19 protein-coding genes and 1 tRNA gene are annotated in these 20,224 nt (G+C 61.6%); 12 read left to right on the forward strand and 8 right to left on the reverse strand.

The features are described 5' to 3' along the window. Positions 1-116: 116 nt before the first annotated feature. From rpmA to ASE94_RS12465, 3 genes are all read right to left on the reverse strand, one after another. Entirely contained in the window at positions 117-383 is a 267-nt protein-coding gene (gene rpmA / locus ASE94_RS12455) for a 50S ribosomal protein L27 (protein WP_061908351.1), read from the reverse strand. Between the two features lie 14 nt (positions 384-397). Next, positions 398-934 (reverse strand): 50S ribosomal protein L21, encoded by a 537-nt coding sequence (rplU, locus tag ASE94_RS12460; RefSeq protein WP_062630657.1) that lies wholly within the window; start codon positions 932-934, stop codon positions 398-400. A 244-nt stretch (positions 935-1,178) separates the two neighbouring features. Further along, positions 1,179-1,958, reverse strand: coding sequence for an MBL fold metallo-hydrolase (locus tag ASE94_RS12465; RefSeq protein WP_062630658.1), 780 nt, complete (start codon positions 1,956-1,958; stop codon positions 1,179-1,181). 209 nt (positions 1,959-2,167) lie between these two features. Between ASE94_RS12465 and ASE94_RS12470 the strand changes: the two genes are divergently transcribed. Beyond that, a tRNA-Ser gene (locus tag ASE94_RS12470) sits at positions 2,168-2,257 on the forward strand. 49 nt (positions 2,258-2,306) lie between these two features. Here the strand turns inward: ASE94_RS12470 and ASE94_RS12475 are convergent. After that, positions 2,307-2,684 (reverse strand): helix-turn-helix transcriptional regulator, encoded by a 378-nt coding sequence (locus ASE94_RS12475; protein ID WP_082461196.1) that lies wholly within the window; start codon positions 2,682-2,684, stop codon positions 2,307-2,309. Positions 2,685-2,804: 120 nt separating this feature from the next. On the opposite strand from ASE94_RS12475, the gene ASE94_RS12480 reads away from it, so the two are divergent. The 3 genes from ASE94_RS12480 (at position 2,805) to dmeF (ending at position 5,435) form a co-directional block, all read left to right on the forward strand. Further along, positions 2,805-3,983 carry an MFS transporter gene (locus ASE94_RS12480; RefSeq protein WP_062630714.1) on the forward strand — a complete coding sequence of 393 codons (1,179 nt, stop codon included), beginning with the start codon at positions 2,805-2,807 and terminating at the stop codon, positions 3,981-3,983. 220 nt (positions 3,984-4,203) lie between these two features. After that, the gene (locus tag ASE94_RS12485; RefSeq protein ID WP_062630715.1) at positions 4,204-4,476 is read left to right on the forward strand and encodes a metal/formaldehyde-sensitive transcriptional repressor; all 273 of its coding nucleotides are present in this window, start codon (positions 4,204-4,206) and stop codon (positions 4,474-4,476) included. After that, positions 4,473-5,435, forward strand: coding sequence for a CDF family Co(II)/Ni(II) efflux transporter DmeF (gene dmeF / locus ASE94_RS12490; RefSeq protein WP_062630659.1), 963 nt, complete (start codon positions 4,473-4,475; stop codon positions 5,433-5,435). The genes ASE94_RS12485 and dmeF overlap by 4 nt, the downstream gene beginning before the upstream one ends. A gap of 79 nt (positions 5,436-5,514) precedes the next feature. Here the strand turns inward: dmeF and ASE94_RS12495 are convergent, their stop codons facing one another. Beyond that, a complete protein-coding gene (locus ASE94_RS12495; protein WP_061908288.1) occupies positions 5,515-6,015 on the reverse strand; it encodes a chemotaxis protein CheW in 501 nt (166 codons plus the stop codon). Beyond that, positions 6,015-8,036: a methyl-accepting chemotaxis protein gene (locus tag ASE94_RS12500; RefSeq protein ID WP_062630660.1), complete on the reverse strand. Its 2,022-nt coding sequence runs from the start codon at positions 8,034-8,036 to the stop codon at positions 6,015-6,017. Before ASE94_RS12500 ends, ASE94_RS12495 begins: the two co-directional genes overlap by 1 nt. 232 nt (positions 8,037-8,268) lie before the next feature. On the opposite strand from ASE94_RS12500, the gene ASE94_RS21280 reads away from it, so the two are divergent. The 7 genes from ASE94_RS21280 to mnhG all read left to right on the forward strand — a co-directional run bounded on the left by ASE94_RS21280 (position 8,269) and on the right by mnhG (position 14,991). Further along, the gene (locus tag ASE94_RS21280; RefSeq protein ID WP_210166237.1) at positions 8,269-8,763 is read left to right on the forward strand and encodes a hypothetical protein; all 495 of its coding nucleotides are present in this window, start codon (positions 8,269-8,271) and stop codon (positions 8,761-8,763) included. Between the two features lie 266 nt (positions 8,764-9,029). Next, positions 9,030-11,933, forward strand: a complete 2,904-nt coding sequence (locus ASE94_RS12510) for a monovalent cation/H+ antiporter subunit A (protein ID WP_062630661.1) — start codon at positions 9,030-9,032, stop codon at positions 11,931-11,933. Further along, on the forward strand, positions 11,924-12,259 hold the full coding sequence (locus ASE94_RS12515; protein WP_061908285.1) for a Na+/H+ antiporter subunit C: 336 nt from the start codon (positions 11,924-11,926) through the stop codon (positions 12,257-12,259). The genes ASE94_RS12510 and ASE94_RS12515 overlap by 10 nt, the downstream gene beginning before the upstream one ends. 2 nt (positions 12,260-12,261) lie before the next feature. Next, on the forward strand, positions 12,262-13,860 hold the full coding sequence (locus ASE94_RS12520; RefSeq protein WP_244484033.1) for a monovalent cation/H+ antiporter subunit D: 1,599 nt from the start codon (positions 12,262-12,264) through the stop codon (positions 13,858-13,860). Continuing rightward, positions 13,857-14,342 (forward strand): Na+/H+ antiporter subunit E, encoded by a 486-nt coding sequence (locus ASE94_RS12525; RefSeq protein WP_062630662.1) that lies wholly within the window; start codon positions 13,857-13,859, stop codon positions 14,340-14,342. Before ASE94_RS12520 ends, ASE94_RS12525 begins: the two co-directional genes overlap by 4 nt. Further along, positions 14,339-14,620: a K+/H+ antiporter subunit F gene (locus ASE94_RS12530; RefSeq protein WP_061908283.1), complete on the forward strand. Its 282-nt coding sequence runs from the start codon at positions 14,339-14,341 to the stop codon at positions 14,618-14,620. The genes ASE94_RS12525 and ASE94_RS12530 overlap by 4 nt, the downstream gene beginning before the upstream one ends. Further along, positions 14,617-14,991: a monovalent cation/H(+) antiporter subunit G gene (mnhG, locus tag ASE94_RS12535; RefSeq protein ID WP_062630663.1), complete on the forward strand. Its 375-nt coding sequence runs from the start codon at positions 14,617-14,619 to the stop codon at positions 14,989-14,991. Before ASE94_RS12530 ends, mnhG begins: the two co-directional genes overlap by 4 nt. Positions 14,992-14,994: 3 nt before the next feature. Here the strand turns inward: mnhG and ASE94_RS12540 are convergent, their stop codons facing one another. Both ASE94_RS12540 and ASE94_RS12545 read right to left on the reverse strand, forming a co-directional pair. Then, positions 14,995-16,755, reverse strand: a complete 1,761-nt coding sequence (locus tag ASE94_RS12540; protein ID WP_156352130.1) for a hypothetical protein — start codon at positions 16,753-16,755, stop codon at positions 14,995-14,997. Positions 16,756-16,914: 159 nt separating this feature from the next. Beyond that, positions 16,915-18,279, reverse strand: a complete 1,365-nt coding sequence (locus ASE94_RS12545) for an exopolysaccharide biosynthesis polyprenyl glycosylphosphotransferase (RefSeq protein ID WP_162236090.1) — start codon at positions 18,277-18,279, stop codon at positions 16,915-16,917. Between the two features lie 244 nt (positions 18,280-18,523). Here ASE94_RS12545 and ASE94_RS12550 point away from each other — a divergent pair, with 244 nt between their 5' ends. Further along, positions 18,524-20,215: a hypothetical protein gene (locus ASE94_RS12550; protein WP_062630666.1), complete on the forward strand. Its 1,692-nt coding sequence runs from the start codon at positions 18,524-18,526 to the stop codon at positions 20,213-20,215. Positions 20,216-20,224: the final 9 nt, after the last annotated feature.

The following is a 20,224-nucleotide window of genomic DNA, read 5'->3' on the forward strand; positions in this document are numbered from 1 at the left end:
AGATTTCTCCAGAAACGAAAAGGGGAACCGGTTGGCCGGTCCCCCTTCGCTGTTCTGGTGTGTCGCCAAACGCTGCCGGGGAACTGGTCACCGGCGGGTTGGTCAGGCCTGCCGGATTATTCGGCGGCCTCTGCCGGGAGGACAGACACGTGTACTTTATTGTTCGCGCGGGTGCGGAACGCCACGGTGCCATCGACCAGAGCAAAGATCGTGTGATCCTTACCGAGGCCAACACCGGTGCCGACAGCCCACTTGGTGCCGCGTTGACGGATGATGATGTTGCCGGCGATGACAGCTTCGCCACCGAACTTCTTCACGCCGAGACGACGGCCAGCGGTATCACGACCGTTGCGGGATGAACCGCCTGCTTTCTTATGTGCCATGGTCTAGCTTCCTCTTATTCCTGATCGGCCTTGGGAGCGGCCTTCTTGGCCGGGGCCTTCTTCGGCTTGTCAGCCGTTTCGCCTTCAGCGGCAGCGGCCTTCTTGGGCGCAGCCTTCTTCGGAGCGGCCTTGGCTTCGGTTGCGTCCGTGGCATCAGCCTTGGGAGCCGACTTCTTGGCCGGGGCCTTTTCGGTCACGGAGTCGGTGGTGTCGGCCTTGGCAGCAGCCTGGATCGTCGGCTTGGCGCCGCCGGTCAGGATTTCCGTGATGCGCACGGTGGTCAGCAGCTGGCGGTGACCGTTGCGGCGACGCGAATTGTGGCGACGGCGCTTCTTGAAGATGATGACGGTCTTCTGCTTCTTGGTCTCGACCAGCTCGGCAGCAACGAGTGCGCCTTCCACCAGCGGAGCACCAATCACATCGCCAACCATGAGGACTTCGTCAAAGGTGACGATGTCGCCGGCTTCGGCGTCGAGCTTTTCGATCTTGATGACGTCATTGGCAGCAACCTTGTACTGCTTGCCGCCCGTCTTGATGACTGCAAAAGTCATATGCACAACCGAACGTTTTTCACGCCCGGTCCCTTTTCTGTCGCGCCCTGCGGCACCGCGGCTTTCATGCCAGCTTTTTCGCGGTTTTTACGGGTGTAGGCCAAGATTTTGGCCGGCAGCCTCGAGCAGCGTTTTCAAACAAAACCAGCGCACAGGTGGGACCGGTGCGCGTGGGATCGGGGGCTTATCGTGAAAAAGGCCGGAAGAGTCAAGCGCCGTATGGGATTGAACGGCGCCTGAAAGGTCAGCCTTGCCCGTTGGGATACCAGTTGCGGAGGCGCACTTCGGTGTGGTCGCCGACGCCGGTTTCAAGCGGGGAGAGATCGCTCTCGCCATAGTGGTAGGGATAGACGATGCCCGGCTTGAAGGTGTTGATTGCCTCGACGGCCTGGTCGGGGGTCATGGTATAGGGCAGGTTCATCGGGAGGAAGGCGACGTCGATGTCGGTCAGGGCCAGCATCTCCTCGGTCGGCTCGGTGTCGCCGGCGATGTAGATCTGCTTGTCGCCGAGGGTCAGCACATAGCCATTGCCGACGCCGACGGGGTGGTAGTTCATGCGGTCGGCAGTGGTGTTGTGCGCGGCGATGGCCTTGAGTTTGATGCCATCGAGTTCGCCATCTTCGCCATTGGCGATGGATTTGGCATTGGCCTTGAGGGCTTCGGGCAGCTTGTCGAAAACGTCCTGATTGGTGAGAAGCGGCACGGAGCCGGCGATGGCTTCGAGCGTCGGCACGTCAAAATGGTCGCCATGACCATGGGTGATGAGGATGGCGGTTGGCTTTGGCATGGCTTCATAAAGAGCCGCGCCGCCAACGGGATCGACATAGATGACCTTGCCACCCCATTCGAGGACGAGGCTCGCATGTTCGACTGGGTGAATGACGAGGTCGCCTTCGCTGGTGGCGATGGTTTCAGGCATGGTTTGATCCTGGGCTGAGGCAAAGGTGGGGGCCAGGAGATTGGCGGCAAGTCCGGCCATTGGCAAGCTGGCGAGACCGGCAACCACAGAGCGGCGCGTGAACATCGGGTTCTCTCTCGAATGTGACACTATTTGACGGAACCTCAACGTGATAGCGCGCGATAAGATCGGGCAGCACGAGATTGTTATCGGCAAGCACCCGCGCGTTTCTGTGCGTGCACTCAACAAGGGGTGTTGCAGCCCGGCGCGGCCTATGCCATAAGCCGCCCCGTATCGACCGGCCGGGAGTTTAAACGCTCCCTTTTCGATCTCGCGGAGAGATGGCAGAGCGGTTGAATGCACCGCACTCGAAATGCGGCATGGGGGCAACTCCATCGGGGGTTCGAATCCCTCTCTCTCCGCCAGTTTTCTTCCCTCACTTTTGCAATTGCGACCCTGAAGTCGGCTCTACGCTTATGATGCGCCGGCCTCGGATAGCTGTGCGTTCGTCAGGACGTTGCCATCGCGGCAGGCGAAGGGCAGGTGGCGCGTCGTGGCGATGATCGAGTCGAGAAAGCCCGGGAAGCGCGCGTCGAGATCTATGCGGCGCAGGGTCACGAAGCGCTTGGTGCCTTCGGGGCGGACATGGACCACGCCGGCTTCGCGCAGCTTAGCAAGGTGGTAGCTGAGTGATGTCTTGGAGCCGAGATCGAGAAACTGCCCGCAGGTCATGGCATTTTCTTCGTTGCGCGCGAGATGGCCAATGATGGCGAGCCGCGTCTCGTCACCCAGGGCGGTCAGCACATTGGCCAAGGTAATCTGTTCGGTGTCGGGGTGCGGAAGGAAGGTCATGCCAGACACGTAGCCCATCCTCGAACCGTTTTCAATGTTCAAGAACTTTTGAACTTTTTCTTGACAGGTTTGGTGACTGAGGTCCAAAGGTTCAATGAATTTTGAACTATGGGTTTCATCATGGATATCCGTTTGATCTGGCTTGCCGTCGGCACCTTCGCCATCGGCGCAGAAAGTTTTGGCATCGCCAGCCTCTTGCCGCAGATCGCCGAGTCAACCGGCGTGTCCCTAACGCAGGCAGGCTATCTGGTGCTGGTCTTTGCGCTCGCCAATGCGTTTGGCGCGCCGGTGCTCGCGGCGCTGACAGGGACAGTCGATCGGCGCCGCACGCTAACGGTGGCCGCGCTGGTCTTTTCTGCGTCCGCCTTGGGTGCCGCGCTCTCGCACGGCTACTTTGACCTGATGGCGGCGCGGGTCCTCATGGCCTTCTCGGCCGGGCTTTACAGCGCCACAGCGCAAGCGACCGGGGTCGCCATCGTATCGCCCGATCATCGCGCGCGTGCCATTTCAGTCATCGTGGGGGGTACGACCATGGCCGTGGCTTTCGGCGCGCCGCTCGGCGCTTTTGTTGGCGGCGCGCTCGGGTGGCGCGGTGCGTATTTCATGGTGGCGGGCTTTGGGATCGTGGCGGCCCTCGCCCTATGGGTTATGCTGCCCGCGGGCCTTCGTGGTGCGCCGCTGTCGCTGCGGCAGCGGGTTGCCGCGATTGCCTTGCCCGGTGTGCCCCCGGCTCTTCTGACCACCTGGCTGACCATGACCGGGGCCTTCGTTATCATCATCTACCTCGCCTCGATCACGACCCAGAGCGTGGGACTGCCGAAGAGTCTGGTGCCTGCAGTCTTGCTGACATTCGGCATCGGCGCGGCGATCGGCAATTTTATCGGCGGGCAGTTGGCAGATCGCCTTGGGCCAAACCGGACCATCTTGGGCACCGTCATCCTGATGGTGGTGCTGCAACTCGCCATTTCCGAAGTGCCCTTACTCCCAACCACGGTTGCGGGACCGGTGTTCTTTGGCGTCGTGTTCCTGTGGGGCGTTGCAGGCTGGGGGTTTTTCCCGCCGCAGTCGAGCCACCTGCTCAGCCTGTCGCCAGCCAGTGCGCCACTCGTGCTCTCGCTCAATGCGTCGGCGCTTTATCTGGGCATTGCTGCAGGGTCGTTGATTGGTGGATTGGTGCTGCAGTTCGGTACGGTCAATGATCTGGGTTGGGTTGGCGCCCTATTTCCCGCTGTGGCGCTGGCACTGTTCGCTTTGCGGGCGCAGATGCGCCCTCGCCCGGCATTCAGCCGATTTGGCTAGTCTCACGATAGACGGACGGCTTGGATGATCGAGGCGAAAGCCTCGGTCATCATCGCTCGTGAACACGTATGACTTACTGACGATCGGCCGCGTTGTCCAAACGCCTGACTCCAGCCGCCGTCAGAGGGGGGCTGTTCGCCGCAAACTCCCAATTCAACGCATGCGCGCCAAGGTCGAGATCTCTTGCGCCAAGACGAAATATAGCATACCCCCCTATGCTATGTCGCACACTATTGAAAACAAGACCAAGCTTCTTGCTCGGGTTCGGCGTCTTAAGGGGCAGATGGAAGCGATCGAGCGGGCGCTCGAGGCGGAGCTGGGTTGCGCCGATGTGCTGCAACTCGTCGCCTCGGTGCGGGGGGCGATGAACGGCCTGACGGCAGAGCTGATGGAGGATCATATCCGTCATCATGTGCTTGAGCCTACTTCCGAGGCGGAACGCCGGCAGGGTGGCGACGAATTGATCCAGATTCTCGGGACTTATCTGAAATGAGCGAAGCCGCTACGCGCCTCGATAGCCCGCACGAACACTTCTTCCTCGGCGACAACCATGAGCGCAATGAGCGCCGGACGTGGCTGGTGATTGCCATCACGGCGACCATGATGGTGGTCGAAATCACGGCTGGTTCGATCTATGGCTCGATGGCCTTGGTGGCGGATGGTTGGCACATGTCCACCCATGCCGCCGCGATGTTGATCGCAGCGCTCGCTTATCTGTTTGCCCGCAAGAACGCGCGCAATCCGCGGTTCACGTTTGGCACGGGCAAGCTCGGCGACCTTGCCGGCTTTGCCAGCGCTGTGGTGTTGGCGCTTGTCGCCCTCTTGATCGGCTGGGAAAGCGTGCTGCGGTTTTATAACCCGGTGGCGATCAATTTCCCGCAGGCCATCTCGGTCGCCGTTATTGGCCTCGGCGTGAACCTGGTCTGCGCCTGGTTGCTTCGCGATGACCATTCGCACCATCATCATGGGCACGGGCATCACCACGATCACCATCATGATCACGGGCATACCCATGACCATCACGCGCCCGCCGCAGACCACAACCTGCGTGCGGCGTATCTGCATGTCTTGGCCGATGCGCTGACATCGGTTCTCGCAATTGCGGCGCTGGTGCTCGGCAGTCTCTACGGCTGGAACTGGATGGACCCTGCAATGGGTGTGGTCGGCGGCCTGGTCATTGCCCGCTGGTCATGGGGCTTGATGCGCGACGCCGGCGGGGTGCTGCTCGACTATATCCCGAGCGGCGAAGACCTGCCTGACGAAATCCGCGCGATCCTCGCAGTGGATGGAGACACGATCACGGACCTCCATATCTGGCAGCTTGGGCCGGGCCATCATGGTGCCATCGTCTCGCTCGTTTCGACGAACCCACAGCCGATCAGTGTCTACAAGGCACGGCTGGCCGGTATTCACGACCTGTCGCATGTGACGATCGAGGTCGCGGCGGTCTGAACGAGCAGCGCCGTAAAATGCAAAAACCCCGCCCTTGGAGAGGACGGGGGTGCATGGGATCGGACTTTGAACCTGCTGGTCAGTGGTAGCTTTCCATTTCGGCGGGAAAGAGCGCCGGCAGGTTGAGGATGCTGATCAGGCGATCCTGGATCTTGACCATGAAGGAGACGAAGCCGTCTTCGGTGCTCCGATCCTTGCCGGGGAGGGGGCGGATGTCGTCGGGCTGGGCGAAGACGATGTCGGAGACAGCATCGACGAGCAGGCCCACATCCTGATTGGCGAGCGAAACGACGAGCACCACGCGATTGGTCGCTTCATTGCCGCCGCTATGGCCGCCAAGGATGCGCTGGAGATCGTAGACCTGCACGATCTTGCCACGAATATCGAGAACGCCGATGGCCGAAAAGGGCTGGGAGGGCAGTTCGGTGACCGGAGACCAGCCGCGAATTTCGCGCACGCTCATGATGTCGATGCCGAAGCTGCGCTCGCCCGAGGTGAAGGTCACGAACTGGTTCGCAAGGCTTTTGACAGGTTGGAGTTCAGCGCCGGTTGGTTCGCCGACTTCGGTAAAGCTCGACATCAGAATTCACTCCAATCTTGCGAGACGGCTGCATTGCCTTGGCTCAGGAAAGTTTTGGCCGCGCGGCGCGCCGAGGGTTGTTGACGCGGTTCGGCCGAACGCGACGTCGTGGATTTCGGATCGCCGAGTTCGAAGACATCGACGATCATGTCGAGTTCGCCGGCCTGGCGCTCGGTCTGTTCGATCGCGGCATTGGTTTCTTCGACGAGAGCCGCATTGTGCTGGGTCATCTCGTCCATCTGGCGGATTGCGGTGCTGACTTCCGAAATGGAAGAGGACTGCTCGCGGCTGGCGTGGGAAATGTCCGAGATCAGCGTGGCGCTTTCCTTGACGCCGATCAGCATCTGGCTGAGCTTTTCCGTCGCTTCGGCAACGAGGCGCTCGCCGCCCGAGACTTCGCCGGCGGATTGTTCGATCAGCGTTTTGACCTCGGACGAGGCATTGGCAGCCGATTGGGCGAGGCGGCGCACTTCGACGGCGACCACCGCAAAGCCCTTGCCGGCATCGCCCGCGCGCGCGGCTTCGACCGAAGCGTTGAGCGCAAGCAGATTGGTCTGGAAGGCGATGTCGTCGATGAGACCAATGATGTTGGAAATGCGCGACGACGAGGAGCTGATGCGCTGCATGGCGTCGTTGGAGGCGCGCATGACGGTGCCGGCTTCCTCGGCCATGGTCGAGACGCTGCCGGCGCGATGGCTGGCAGCTTCGGCGCGCTTGGCGTTTTCGACGACGGTCGAGGCGAGCTGTTCCATGGCGGCGCTGGTTTCCTCGACGGCAGCGGCCTGCTTGCTTGTGCGTTCGGCAAGATCATTGGCGCCCGAGAGGATTTCGCCGGTTGCCTGGCGCAGGGCGCCGGAGGTGTTGCGGAGCTGGCCGACGATGTCGGTCAGTTTATCGGCGACAGCATTGGTATCGTCCTTGAGGCGGCCGAATGCGCCCTGATAATTGCCGCGGACGCGGCTCGTCAGTTGGGCTTCGGCGATCTTGCCGAGAACGGAGCTGGTCTCAGCAAGGCCGCTATCGACGGTCTGGACGAGCTGGTTGACGCTGGCTGCGAGAGTGTTGAGTTCCTTGTCGGGGAATTCGGCCGTGACGCGATTGGAAAAATCGCCGGCAACGGCGGCATCGACCACGGTGCCGAATGCATTTTGAAGCTCGGCCATCATCTTGGCGCGGTCTTGCTTGTCGGTCACGAGGCGACGGGCTTCTTCCTTGGTCATCTCGGCGATCTTGAGACCATTGTCGCGGAAGACCAGCGTTGCCTCGGCCATGGCGCCGATTTCGTCGCGACGCTTGGCGCCTTCGACTTCGGTTGCGAAATTGCCGCCGGCAATCTCGCGCATGGCTTTGGTCAGGCGCGAGACCGGGCTCGAAATATTGCTCCCGATGCCGATTGCGCCGGCGATGCCGAGGACGACGGCCGCGATCATGCCGGCGAGGACCGACCAGAATGTGGCGTCGACGGTGGCGTCATTATCGGCCTGACGCGTGTCCATCAGGCTCGATTCAGCGTCGATAAAGGTCTGCATGATGCCGCGGAACTTGTCGAAAAAGGCCTTGCCGCCGGCATTGGCGTCGAAGGTCACGACATCGTCCATGGTTGCGGTGGTGCCGACCGTGCGGCGCATGGCGATCTGGGTTTCCGCGACCTTGGTCTGCCAGTCGGTCATCACGGCTTCCGCTTCGGTCAGACGCTGAACCTGGGCGGGGTTGTCGGCGACCGTCTGCTGCAGTTTGTCGACGAGGTCGGCGAACTTGGCCTTGCCAGCGGTGTAGGGTTCGAGGAAAGCGTCTTCGCCTGAAATGGCAAAGCCGCGCATGCCGGTTTCCATGTCGACGGCGGAGGATACGATGGCATCGGCGTCGTGGATGACGTGCGTCGTGTGATCGACCCACCAGGCGGCCTGCTCCATGCGCGACAGGCCCCAAAGCGAGATGCCGCCAAGGGCCACACCGAGTAGAACGGGAACGCCTGCGACCATGAAGACTTTATTGCGGATTTTTATATCGGACAGACGCACGTCGCAGTTCCAAGGGGAAGGTAGAGTACTTCCTTTTACTGCGGCCCCATTAATTTAGGCTAAATGCGTTAACCATGCTGTAGCGGGGGCAAGGGCGGGTTATTGGGTCAGTTTTGACATCTGTAACCTGAGCTAATGGGGGGATAGTTAATCGCGCTCGCGCAAAAATTCCAAGCGTGGCGGAACTGTGGCGGCATTGAGACGTTCGGCTCTCGTTAAGTATGGAGACCGAATGATGGGAACGCATCAACGCGTGGACGCGTCGAGAAAAAAGCGCTGCGGCTGGTGGCCGATGGCGCTGGGCGTCGTTCTCGTTCTCATCGGCCTGCCGGTAGCGGCGAGTGGCGCCTGGCTCTTCGTTTCGGGGCTCTCGTGGTATTATCTGCCTGCGGGCGTTGGGCTGATCATCACCGGCTCTCTACTCTTCAAGCGCGATACCCTTGCCTTCTGGTCTTATCTCGTCACTTATCTGATGACGCTTGCCTGGGCGCTTTGGGACCTGGGACTGAGCGGGTGGGCCGAGGCAGAGCAATTGATCGCGCCGACGGTCATCCTCGTTCTCGTCCTTTCGACGCTGCCCTTGCTGCATGGCCAGATCATGCGCGTGCGCACCGGTGTCGTTGCTGCCGTCGTGACCTTGTTTGGTCTTGTTGGAGTGATGACGGTTGGCGCCCAGAGCGTCACGAGCCTAGCCGCTCAGGATTTGGTCTCGATCGAGAACCGCTAAGGGTTATCCCCGAGGGCTTTTGGGATGGCGACAAATCGTCGTCCCCCCGAGCATCGCTTTCAGGCATTGAATCAAGCGCGTAACCCCTGAATTCCATGGCTTATAGTGGGATAGTATAGTCCTGGCCGGGGCAGTTCTGAGCCGTGAAACGACTGCGCCAGACAGTGGCGCGCAAGTTCACCCCAATTTAAGCTTCTCACGCCGGATATGCATCCCTATACCTTGAGTAGAGATTCGAAGCCAAAGGACTGACACCCCTGCTTGCCATCCCCACTGACTTCGCCCTTCCCTTGCTTTGCATTCTGCCATTTCTGGCAAGTGTGCTCGTTCTTGCCCTTCCGGGCAGACGAAACAGGGGCGCCGTCTGGATCACCGCAGCGGTTGCCGCCATTCTCACGATCCTTACTCTTCTGCTCTTTCCGCAAGTGGCGGATGGGCAGGCGCTGGTCACGCGCACCGAGTGGATTCCACAGTTCGGGCTCGACATCACCCTGCGCATGGATGGCCTCGCCTGGCTCTTTACGGTGCTGATCACCGGCATCGGGCTGATGGTCGTGCTTTATGCGCGCTATTATATGTCGCCCAAGGATCCGATCGCGCGGTTTTACTCGCTGCTGCTGGCCTTTATGGGGGCGATGTTGGGGCTGGTTCTCTCCGGCAACATCATCCAGCTCGCGATCTTCTGGGAGCTGACGAGCCTCGTCTCGTTCCTCCTTATCGGCTACTGGTATCACCGCGGCGAAGCGCGTGATGGCGCGCGCATGGCCCTGATCATCACCGGCACGGGCGGGCTCGCGCTTTTCGTCGCCATGATGCTGATCGGGCATATCGTCGGCAGCTACGATCTCGACGATGTGCTGGCCTCGGGCTCGATGATCGTCGAGAGCCCGCTTTATCCGGTGCTGCTGGTGCTGTTCCTCCTTGGAGCCTTCACCAAGAGCGCGCAGTTTCCGTTCCAGTTCTGGCTGCCAAACGCCATGACGGCGCCGACGCCGGTTTCGGCCTATCTCCATTCGGCCACGATGGTGAAGGCGGGCGTCTTTATCCTCACGCGCTTCTGGCCAGTGATGCATGATCACCAGCTCTGGTTCTGGATCGTCACCTATACGGGGCTCGCGACGCTGCTCTTCGGGGCCTATACCGCGCTGTTCCAGCGCGACCTAAAGGGGCTCCTCGCCTATTCGACCATTTCCCATCTGGGGCTGATCACGACGCTCCTCGGCATGGGTACGCCGCTGGCCGCTGTTGCGGCCATCTTCCACATTGCCAATCACGCGACTTTCAAGGCTTCGCTGTTCATGGCCGTGGGCATCATCGACCACGAGACCGGCACCCGTGATGTGACCAAGCTTAGTGGCCTTCGCAAATATATGCCGTTCACTGCGACGCTGGCGATCATCGCAAGTGGCGCGATGGCCGGTGTGCCGCTTCTGAACGGTTTCCTCTCCAAGGAAATGTTCTTCACCGAGACGGCCGAGTTCGACCCCAATATCTTCGTCAACCTCTCGTTGCCGATCGGCGCGACGCTCGCCGGCATGCTCAGCGTCGCTTATTCGATCAAGTTCGTGCATGGCGTGTTCTTCGGGCCGCCGCCGACAGAGCTCGATGTCGTGCCGCATGAACCTCCGGCGCTGATGCGCCGTCCGATCGAAATTCTGGTCCTTCTCTGCCTTGCCGTCGGGATTATTCCTGGCATCACCATCGGACCGTTTCTGGCTGCGGCGGTGCATTCCGTTCTGGGCGGGGAAACGCCCTATTATAGCCTTTCGGTCTGGCACGGGTTCAACCTGCCGCTGATCATGAGCATCATTGCTCTTGTCGGTGGGGTCGTCATCTACGTGCCCTATTACCGGAGGCTCCGGAATATCGATGGCGTGCCGCTGACCCGTGGCCTGCGCGGACAGCGCGTGTTCGAGCGGTTGCTGGTGACGGCCACCAATCGCTGGGCGCGCCATGTGGTCGGCGCTTTTGGCACGCAGCGTTTGCAGCCGCAGATTTTCACCGTGGTCTTTCTGGCGCTCGCGGCAGGTGTCGGCGCAGGCTGGACCCGCCTTGGCAATCTGCCGCTGCCGAGCAATTTCGATCCGGTGCTCGGTCTAGTCTGGCTGGTCGGTGGCATCAGTGCGCTCGCTGCCGCGCAGCAGGCGAAATTCCACCGGCTGGCGTCCATGATCCTGATGGGTGGGGCGGGGCTCGCGACCTGTTTGACCTTTGCCTGGTTCTCGGCGCCGGACCTGGCGCTGACACAGCTTCTCGCTGAAATCGCAACGACTGTCCTGATCCTTCTCGGCCTCCGTTGGCTCCCCAAGCGCAGTCCCTTTGCCGAGGCGACGCCGATCGCCGCGCGATTCCGCCGCTATCGCGACGTTGGCCTTGCCGCCCTTGTCGGGCTTGGCACGGCGCTGGCGAGTTACGCCATCATGACCCGCGCTGCGCCCGAGGGCATTTCGGACTTCTTCCTCGCCAATGCCTATAAGGAAGGCGGCGGCACCAATGTCGTTAATGTCATGCTGGTCGATTTCCGCGGCTTTGACACCATGGGCGAAATCACCGTGCTGGGCGTCGTGGCGTTGACCGTCTTTGGTCTTCTCCGTCGTTTCCGCCCGGCCTCGGACAGTGCCGAGCGGCCAGAACAGCAGCGCATGCTCGATGATTATGCGCCCGGGGCAAGCCAGCACGTGGCCGACGATTTCCTGCGCATCCCCTCGCTGATCATGAACTGGATGTTCCCCGTCGTGATCGTCATCGCGCTTTTCATGTTCCTTCGCGGCCATGATCTGCCCGGTGGTGGCTTCATTGCCGGCATCATCATGTCGCTGGCCTTCATCCTCCAATATATGGCGGGGGGTACGCGGTGGGTCGAAGAACGGCTGCGCATCCTGCCGGTGCTCTGGATCGGCTGGGGCCTGTTGCTCGCACTCCTGACAGGGCTTGGAGCCATGGTGCTCGGGCATCCGTTCCTCACTTCGGCCTTTGCCTATGCCGATCTGCCGCTGATCGGCAAAGTGCCGATGGCGACGGCGCTGCTCTTTGATCTCGGCGTCTTTGCGCTCGTCGTCGGCGCGGCTGTGCTCATGCTCATCGCCCTTGCGCACCAGTCCATCCGCCGGCCGAAGGCCGCAGGCTCAAGCAAGCCCAAGCAGCGTGTGGGGCTCGACAAATGGAACTGACCCTCGCCATCGCCATCGGCGTTCTCTCGGCTTCCGGCGTCTACCTGATCCTGCGCCCGCGCACGTTCCAGGTGATCATCGGGCTCTCGCTCGTCTCCTACGCGGTCAATCTCTTCATCCTCGCCATGGGCCGGTTGCGGACGGATGCCGCGCCTATTCTGTCCGGAGCTGACGCCAATATCGCCGACTATACCGACCCGGTACCGCAAGCGCTGGTGCTGACCGCCATCGTCATCGGCTTTGCCATGACGGCTTTGTTCCTCGTCGTGCTGCTCGCTTCGCGCGGGCTTTCCGGGTCCGACCATGTCGATGGACGAGGGGACTGAGCATGACCGGCATGAACCATATCGCCATCCTGCCCATCCTCATTCCCATGGCGGCGGCTATCGCCAATCTCTTCATGGGCGACCACCGCAGCAATAGGCGGATGATCGGGCTCAATCTCGGTTTCGGCTTCCTGTTGGTGATCGTGTCGGCGCTGCTGCTGGTGGTGCTGACGCAATCGGGCACGTCGGCAGCCGCGGTCTATCCGCTCGGCAATTGGCCTGTTCCTTTCGGCATCGTGCTCGTCGCCGATCGGCTGGCGGCCATGATGGTGCTGACGACATCCATCCTCTCGCTTGCCGCGCTCGCCTATGCTTCAGCACGCTGGCATAGCCGCGGGCCCAATTTCTTCCCGCTCTTTCATGCGCTGGTGATGGGGCTTAACGGCGCCTTCCTCACCGGCGACCTCTTTAATCTTTTCGTCTTTTTCGAGCTGCTGCTCGCCGCTTCCTATGGGCTTGCGCTCCATGGTGGCGGCCGCAATCGCGTGCGCGCGGCGATGCATTACATCGTCATCAATCTCGTCGCCTCGTTCCTTTTCCTCATCGGCGTGGCGCTGATCTATGGCACGACCGGCACGCTCAACATGGCCGATATTGCGCGCGCCGTACCGCTAATCCGTCCCGAGGATCGGGGCCTGTTCGAGGCGGGCGCGGGCGTTCTGGGTGTTGCGTTCCTCATCAAGGCCGGCGCCTGGCCGCTGCACTTCTGGCTGCCGAACACTTATTCGGCCGCCGCGCCGCCGGTTGCCGCGCTCTTTGCGGTGATGACCAAGGTAGGCTTTTACGCCATCCTCAGGCTCTGGACGCTGGTCTTTGCCAATGGCTCGGGCGCCGAAGTCGCCTTTGGGCAAAACGTGCTCTTCGTCATCGGCATCGCGACCGTTGCCTATGGCAGTATCGGGGCGCTGTCGTGCAAGGCACTCGACCGGCTCGCGAGCTATCTGATCCTCGTTTCGGCGGGCACACTGCTGCTGGCAGTGGCCTATAATTCGCCGGGGGTGACGACCGGCGCTCTCTACTATCTCGTCGTCGCGACCTTTGCCGCGGGGGCGCTGTTTCTGCTCAAGGATGTCATCGACCAGGTCTTGCCGGCCGAAGCGCAGGTTTTGGCCGTGTCGCTCGAACTCTATGGTGATGAGGAAGAAGCGATCGACGAAGACCAGGAGGTCAGCCGCACCATTCCGGCGGCGGCAACCATTCTGTCCTGGTGCTTTGCGGTTGCGGCTCTGGTCATGGCGGGGCTGCCGCCGCTTTCGGGCTTTATCGCTAAATTCGCGATGATCTCGGCAGCGCTGAACGCGGTAAACGGGCCGACGGCGGCGACCTGGTGGCTCACTGGCGCCTTCATCGTTTCCGGGCTTTTCGTGCTGATCTCGATGGTTCGAAACGGCATCAACATCTTCTGGACCTCCTTGCCCGAAGACAACACGATGCGCCTGGGAATACTCGAGATCGGGCCGATCGTGGCGCTTCTCGCGCTCTGCGTCCTGATGGCGGTCGCAGCGGGGCCTGCCATGACCTACTTTGCCGAGACGGCAGCGTTTATCCATGCCCCGCTGGGCTATATCGAGACGGTCTTACCCGCAGGAGCCGCGTCATGAAGCGCCTCCTGCCACAGCCCTTGCTGGCCGCGATCATCCTCGCGCTCTGGTTGATCCTGCAGCAATCGGCGGGATTGGGGCATTTGCTCCTTGGCAGCTTTATCGCCATCGGCGTGTCGCTTGCCGCCAGCGCCGTGCTGCCCGAACGCGTTGAGATCGGCAAGGCGCACAAATTCATTCAGCTTCTCGCCGTCGCTGGGCTCGACATCATCCGCTCCAACCTGGCGGTCATGATGGTGCTGTTTCATCCGCGGCCTGCGCCCAAGGCGGGTTTCATCGAGATGCAGCTCGAACTCAAGAACGAGACGGGGCTCGCCATTCTCGCCGTGTTGCTGACCGCGACGCCGGGCAGCGCCTGGCTCGAATATGACCGCGCGCGCAGCACGGTCCTGATCCATGTCTTCGATCTCGTCGATGCCGACGAATGGGTGAAGATGGTGAAGCAACGCTACGAGGTTCTACTCCTGGAGATTTTCCCATGAGCGTCACCATTTTAGGCTGGAGCCTTTTCGTTGCGCAGGTGCTGCTCGGCATCGGCATGTTGGCCACGGTTTATCGCATGGTCATCGGGCCGCGCGCGCAGGACCGGATCCTGGCGCTCGATGCGCTTTATGTCGTAGCGCTGCTGCTGCTCATCACCCTTGGGATCCGCAACAATTCGCAGATCTATTTTGAGCTCGCCATGCTGATCGGCCTCTTGGGCTTTGTCGGCACGGTGGCGCTGGCCAAATTCCTGATGCGCGGCGAGGTGATCGAATGATCGACGACCTGCCGCTCTGGCTCTCGATCCTAGTGTCCACCATGGTGGTGCTTGGCGCGCTTCTGACCATGGCCGGTTGTTTTGGGTTGGTACGGCTCAAGAGCTTTTACCTCCGCATCCATAGCCCGACCATGGGGACGAGCATGGGCGGGGGGCTGATCCTCTTGGCTTCGGCGATCTATTTCACCATCACGCGCGAGCGGCTGGTGCTGCATGAGCTGGTGATTTTTCTCTTCGTGACGCTGACGACGCCGGTGACGCTGATGCTCCTGGCGCGCGCAACCCTGTTCCGCGATCGCGTCGAGGGCAATGACGGCGTGCCGCGCCGGCCGGCAAAGCAAGAGCCGGACAGTCCCGGCCCCGTGGTCTGATTTTTACGCGGCCCGGCGGCGCTTGGGCAGAACGGCTTCTGCATCAAGGCTGGTATCGGCCATTGCGGCCAGAGCACTGGCGACCTTGGTGTCGTCGGCGTCGAGGGTGATGATTACCACGTCGTAGAGTTCGGCCAGGGCCTGGATCAGGATGCGGACCGGGCGGGCACGGGCGTCGAGGTCGTGCTGACGGCCCCAGGGCACGAGCGCGGCTTCATCGGCGCCGCTGCCATGGACGATATCGGCAAACGAGGCGAGACCGAGCGAGAGATCGGAAATGCCGGGGACGCGGCCGCGGCGGCGGCTTGATGCATCGACGACGCAGACGCGCTTGCCTTCGTCATCGAGTTTGGACAACAGCCGGCGTGCAGCAATGCTTGCCTCGCCGGCGCGACCGGTGAGCGCGATGACCTCGGCGCCATCGATGGGCTGCTCCTGGCGCTGGGGGGCAGCTTTGGCGGCGGGGCGGATGGGTTCGGGCTGAGATGGTTTTTCGGCTTCCGCCTCGCCGAGCCAATTGGCGGAGACGGGAATTGCGGCGACCGGAACGGCGGTCAGCCAATTATGCAGGGGGGCCGCGGGTGGGATTTGTTCAACCGGCTCAGCCTCTTCGGCTTCCTCGACGAGGTCCTCGGTTGGGGCGTCTTCGGCGAGAGGCTCAATGAATTCAAGATCTTCGAACTGCTCTTCGACCAGCGGACGTGGGCGGAAGAGGGCGAAAAGACCGATCTGGCCAAAGAAGGCGAGGCCGCCGGCGAGACCGAGAGCAAGATCGGTGCGGACCGGGCGCGGCAGGGCGGTGACCTGCGGCTCCGTTGGACCGGTGATGGAGCCGGTGGTGACGCTGGTATCGATCGCCGGGACATTGGCGGCGGCGGCGAGTTGATCGCGGAGGCCGTCTTCAAGGCGCCGGGCGGCGTCGCGGTCGGCGGTGACGAGGGCGGCAAGCTGTTGCACGCCCTTGGAAATTTCGGAATTGAGGCTATCGATTTCCTCGGCCAAGGTCCGCATGGTCGGATGATTGGGGAGGTAGGTGATCGCGAGCTTGTCGCGCTCTGTTTCGAGCTGGGCGAGATCGTCGAGTTGACGGCCGAGACCGGGGAGATTTTCCGCGTCCATCGCCAGCATGGTGTAATTGCCTTCGGCAATCAGGCCCTCGATGCGGCGGGCGCGGCTCTCGAGTTTGACCCGGTCCTCCCAGGCTAGGCTGAGGCGCTGCTGCAGGGTTTCGACGGTGTTCTCCGCGCCGGGAGCGGGCTTAACTGCCTCTGCAGCCTCGGCAATTTTGGGCTCGGGCGCAAGGGCCGGCGGCAGTTCGGCTTTGGCCATATAGCTGGCTGCCGTCGCTTCGACGATGGCGCGGGCGCGAGCCGGGGTGCCGGCGAGGGCGGCGAGTTTGAGGGCAGCGGTCTTGGCGTCGGGGGTGAGGATAAGTCGCTGGCGGAGGAGCGTGGTCGTATCGGTGATGCCGCCGCCATTGCGGCGCATTTCGGCGATGATATCCGGGGATAGACGGGAGACGACTTCGGCGAGGTGCTGCTGGTCGAGCAATTGGCTCGCGGCCTCGTCCATGCTCGATCCGGCAGGCAGGCCGACGGCGAGCCGGGCCTCAAAGGTCTGCGGAATGAACTGGATAGCGGCAAAAGTGCCGAAGACGACGACTGCCGTGACCGCCGCCATGCGCGGGAGGCGCGGGGCGAGGCTGGCGATGAACCGCCGGTCGTCAGCATGCTCGGGCAGGGGGGATAGATCTGTGTGGGTCATCGCGGATTCCATTCGATCCGAGCATGACCCAACGTGGTTAATATTCCCCAAACCGGGATTGCAGAATGGGATTGGAAAAAGCGCTTATCAGTCGGGCGTTAAGCAGTGGTTTTGTTAGCATTCCGTTAACGGCGAGCGCTGCTTAAGCCCAATTGGGTATTAGTGCGCGTTCTGGCGGGTGCGCGATGAGAAAACGGTCAAGAACACGATCCAGATATCGAGGAGCAGTGACCAGTTTTCGGCGTAGTAGAGATCGTGAAGGGTGCGGGCTTCGATCTTGTCTTGGGTGGACGTATCGCCGCGGAAACCGTTGACCTGGGCCCAGCCGGTGATGCCGGGCTTGATGCGCTGTCGCTGGGCATAGAGTTCGAATTTGCCCGAGAGTTCGTCGTCATGGGAGATGGCGTGGGGGCGGGGACCGACAAGGCTCATATTGCCTTTGAGAACATTGATGAGCTGTGGGAGTTCATCGATGCTGGTGCGGCGGATGAAGGCGCCAACTTTGGTGACGCGGGGATCGTCCTTTTGGGCCTGCCGCATGGCGTGGCCGCTTTCCATGACGCGCATGGAGCGGAATTTATAGATGCGGAAATTGCGGCCGTTGAAGCCACGACGCTCCTGTAGGAAGAGCGCGGGGCCGGGGCTGGTGAGGCGCACGGCGGCGGCGACCACGAGAAGGATCGGCGAAAGCAGGATGAGGCCGGCGCCGGAGGCGACGATATCGAAAGCGCGCTTGAGGAAGCGGCCGGTCTCGTTCATCGGGGCGCTGAGGAGGCGGAGCGAGTTGCCCGAGCCCAATGGCACGATGTCGATGAGGCTGATCTTGTGGCTCGCAAGACTTGCCTTGGGATAGAGCAAAAAGTTGAGCGCAAAGGGGCGGCAGGGGGCGAGAAGATTGCCGATCCCGTCGAGATCGTCGAGATCGCCGATGAGGAGGACGTGCTGGCAGTTCTTGTCGACGCAGTCGCGGGCAAAATCGGCAATGGTCTTGGCCGGTGGCAAAGCGCCGCCGAGACCTTCGGGGAGCACGAAGCTCGTGACGACCTGACCACCCTGCTGCCAGACGCGGGGATCGGCGCGAAGATGCTCGACCGAGGTCGCGTCGCCAATGATGCCGAAGCGTTCGACCTGCAATTGGCCCAGCGACATCATATGGGCAAGGCGGCGATAGAGCACGATACGCAGGGTGAGGATCAGCGCGGCGGCGAGGGCGAACCAGGCCCAGAACAGGAGGCCGGGGCTAAAATCCCAATCCGCAACGGCGCCGCCAACGAGCCCGGCAATGGCTGATGCCGCGATCCAGCTGAAAAGCGCGTGGAAGGCATAGGGTTGGCGGAGATCCGCATAGGCGAGGAATTTGCGCGCGGCACGGACGGCGAGGAGGCCATAGACGATGGCGGCGGCCGCAGCCATGCTGAGCGCCACGGGCATTGTGTGGTCGAGAATGAGAACGAGGCTCAAAAAGCCTGCGACGAGGCCTTCGCCAAGCCCGAGAAAGGCCGCCGTCACATCGCGACTGGGCAAGCGAAAGCGCCGACGGCGCCTTGCTTCACGTTCTTGGAGCAAGATGGTCATACCCGGGATTACTCGTCGACAGGCCTGTGGCTGTTGAATTTGCCTAGCATTCCCTAAGATAGAAATGCAGCGTAGACTTAGACTTGAGTTAAAATTGTCAGTATTTGACGACGGCATCACTTTTGCCGGGCAAATTAAGGTTTGCTAAGCGCCGGACCCGTATTTTGCCTGCCGGGGACAAAGGGGCAAAGCAATGTCATCGATCGATATGGGACAGCGTGCGCGGACAGGCGGGCTGATTGGGATAGTGCGTCAGCCGCTGGTGTGGTTAGGGCTGGCGCTGATTATACTCGTGGTGCTGCTAAGCCTGCCGCTGACCATCGCGATAGGGCCGATGTATTGGGACACCTATCTCTATATCGACGCGGCGCAGCGGATCGCCAATGGGCAGATCCCTTCGGTTGACTTCATCGCCCCGGTGGGTCCGCTGGCCTATTATCTCTTCAAGTGGGGCCTGTCGCTCTTTCCCAATGCGCAATTGCTGTTATTGGCGCAATGGTGCCTGCTGGCCGTGACGGCGCCGCTGATGGCGCTGGTGGTTGCCGATGTGGCAAAGCGCAACGTGTCACTGGCCTTTGCGCTGCTGATCCCGTTCCTGATCTTCACGATCTGCCCGGCCAATGTGAAATTCTACCACGCCTTTCCGGGCCTTGATGGCTTCGGCATCTATAACCGGCACGGCATCGAACTGCTCTATGTGCTGACCTCAGGGTTGCTGTTTCTCAAGCAGGGCCGCAAGCTTGCCTGGTTTTGCGCGCTGGCCATGCTCGCGCTGTTTCTGGTCAAGATCACCGCCTTTATCGCGGGGGGCATGATCGGGCTCGTGGCCATCCTTGCCGGACGGCTCAAATGGACCGATGTGCTGCTTGCAGCCGTCATCTTTGCCGTGCCGCTCATTGCCATAGAGATCACCACCGGTTTCGTTTCCGCCTATCTCGGCAGCATTGCCGAACTGATCGGGATCAATGAAGGCGGCATTCTCGGCCGCTTCCTCGGGGCAGGCTCTAGCAAGCTCGATGTCGTACTCCCTCTCGGGATCATTGCGGTCACGCTCGGCTGGTCGCTGCTGTCGGGGAGCGAACAGCATGTCAAATTCTTCGACCGCAGTTTTTGGTGGCTGGCAGTCGCGATCGTTGCAGGTACCTTTTACGAAACGCAAAATACCGGCAGCCAGGAATATATCTTCGTCTGGCCTGTGCTGCTCGTGATCTGGGGGCGGTTGATGGGCGCGCCGCAGCGGAGCCGGCAATTGTTCCTGGCGCTGGCCGCCTTTGCCTGCGTGCCCTCGGTTTCGGTCGTGCTTTATAAAACCATCCGCTCGGTCGTCGTGATGCCGACCTATGAAAGCCTCGACCTGCCGATCGTGCGCAATATGGAACGGGTGGCTTCGCGGCCGGAAATCGTCGATATGGCGAAGCTCCTCGTCGATCATTACATCGAATATCCCGAGCCCTATGCGGCGCTGGCGGCCAAGGGTCATCTGCCGAGCTGGCAGTACTTTTCCGAGCTCGACTTCCAGCTGTTCTGGGTGCTGACGGTGGCGCGCGGGGCCGAGGCCGTGCTGGCCTTCGAAAAAGAGAACAATGTGCATCTCGACTCGCTGATGGCGCTCGATTTTACGAGCCCGATGCCGTGGATTCTCAATCGCGTGCCGACCAAGCATATTCAGATCGGGGCCGATCCGATGCGGACCATTCCAGAGATGTCCGAAGAGACCAAGGCGGCGATCGAGGCGACGGATGGTGTGTTGCGGGCCAAATGCCCGAGCATGCCGGCGCGGACCGATATCGAGACGATCTACAAGGCGGCGCTGACGGATCGGGTGGTCGTGCCGATCGATGCGTGCTGGGATTTGTTGGTGCGGCCGGGGATTTTGCCGTCTTAGGGGGGGGGG

This window comes from Devosia sp. Leaf64, from assembly GCF_001421945.1.
Lineage (GTDB): Bacteria > Pseudomonadota > Alphaproteobacteria > Rhizobiales > Devosiaceae > Devosia.

What these genes read in the sequence shown, in the direction of transcription:
- rpmA (WP_061908351.1), bottom strand. Translation starts at nt 383, where the DNA reads ATGGCACATAAGAAAGCAGGCGGTTCATCCCGCAACGGTCGTGATACC.
- rplU (WP_062630657.1), bottom strand. Translation starts at nt 934, where the DNA reads ATGACTTTTGCAGTCATCAAGACGGGCGGCAAGCAGTACAAGGTTGCT.
- ASE94_RS12465 (WP_062630658.1), bottom strand. Translation starts at nt 1,958, where the DNA reads ATGTTCACGCGCCGCTCTGTGGTTGCCGGTCTCGCCAGCTTGCCAATG.
- ASE94_RS12475 (WP_082461196.1), bottom strand. Translation starts at nt 2,684, where the DNA reads ATGACCTTCCTTCCGCACCCCGACACCGAACAGATTACCTTGGCCAAT.
- ASE94_RS12480 (WP_062630714.1), top strand. Translation starts at nt 2,805, where the DNA reads ATGGATATCCGTTTGATCTGGCTTGCCGTCGGCACCTTCGCCATCGGC.
- ASE94_RS12485 (WP_062630715.1), top strand. Translation starts at nt 4,204, where the DNA reads ATGTCGCACACTATTGAAAACAAGACCAAGCTTCTTGCTCGGGTTCGG.
- dmeF (WP_062630659.1), top strand. Translation starts at nt 4,473, where the DNA reads ATGAGCGAAGCCGCTACGCGCCTCGATAGCCCGCACGAACACTTCTTC.
- ASE94_RS12495 (WP_061908288.1), bottom strand. Translation starts at nt 6,015, where the DNA reads ATGTCGAGCTTTACCGAAGTCGGCGAACCAACCGGCGCTGAACTCCAA.
- ASE94_RS21280 (WP_210166237.1), top strand. Translation starts at nt 8,269, where the DNA reads ATGATGGGAACGCATCAACGCGTGGACGCGTCGAGAAAAAAGCGCTGC.
- ASE94_RS12515 (WP_061908285.1), top strand. Translation starts at nt 11,924, where the DNA reads ATGGAACTGACCCTCGCCATCGCCATCGGCGTTCTCTCGGCTTCCGGC.
- ASE94_RS12520 (WP_244484033.1), top strand. Translation starts at nt 12,262, where the DNA reads ATGACCGGCATGAACCATATCGCCATCCTGCCCATCCTCATTCCCATG.
- ASE94_RS12525 (WP_062630662.1), top strand. Translation starts at nt 13,857, where the DNA reads ATGAAGCGCCTCCTGCCACAGCCCTTGCTGGCCGCGATCATCCTCGCG.
- ASE94_RS12530 (WP_061908283.1), top strand. Translation starts at nt 14,339, where the DNA reads ATGAGCGTCACCATTTTAGGCTGGAGCCTTTTCGTTGCGCAGGTGCTG.
- mnhG (WP_062630663.1), top strand. Translation starts at nt 14,617, where the DNA reads ATGATCGACGACCTGCCGCTCTGGCTCTCGATCCTAGTGTCCACCATG.
- ASE94_RS12540 (WP_156352130.1), bottom strand. Translation starts at nt 16,755, where the DNA reads ATGACCCACACAGATCTATCCCCCCTGCCCGAGCATGCTGACGACCGG.
- ASE94_RS12550 (WP_062630666.1), top strand. Translation starts at nt 18,524, where the DNA reads ATGTCATCGATCGATATGGGACAGCGTGCGCGGACAGGCGGGCTGATT.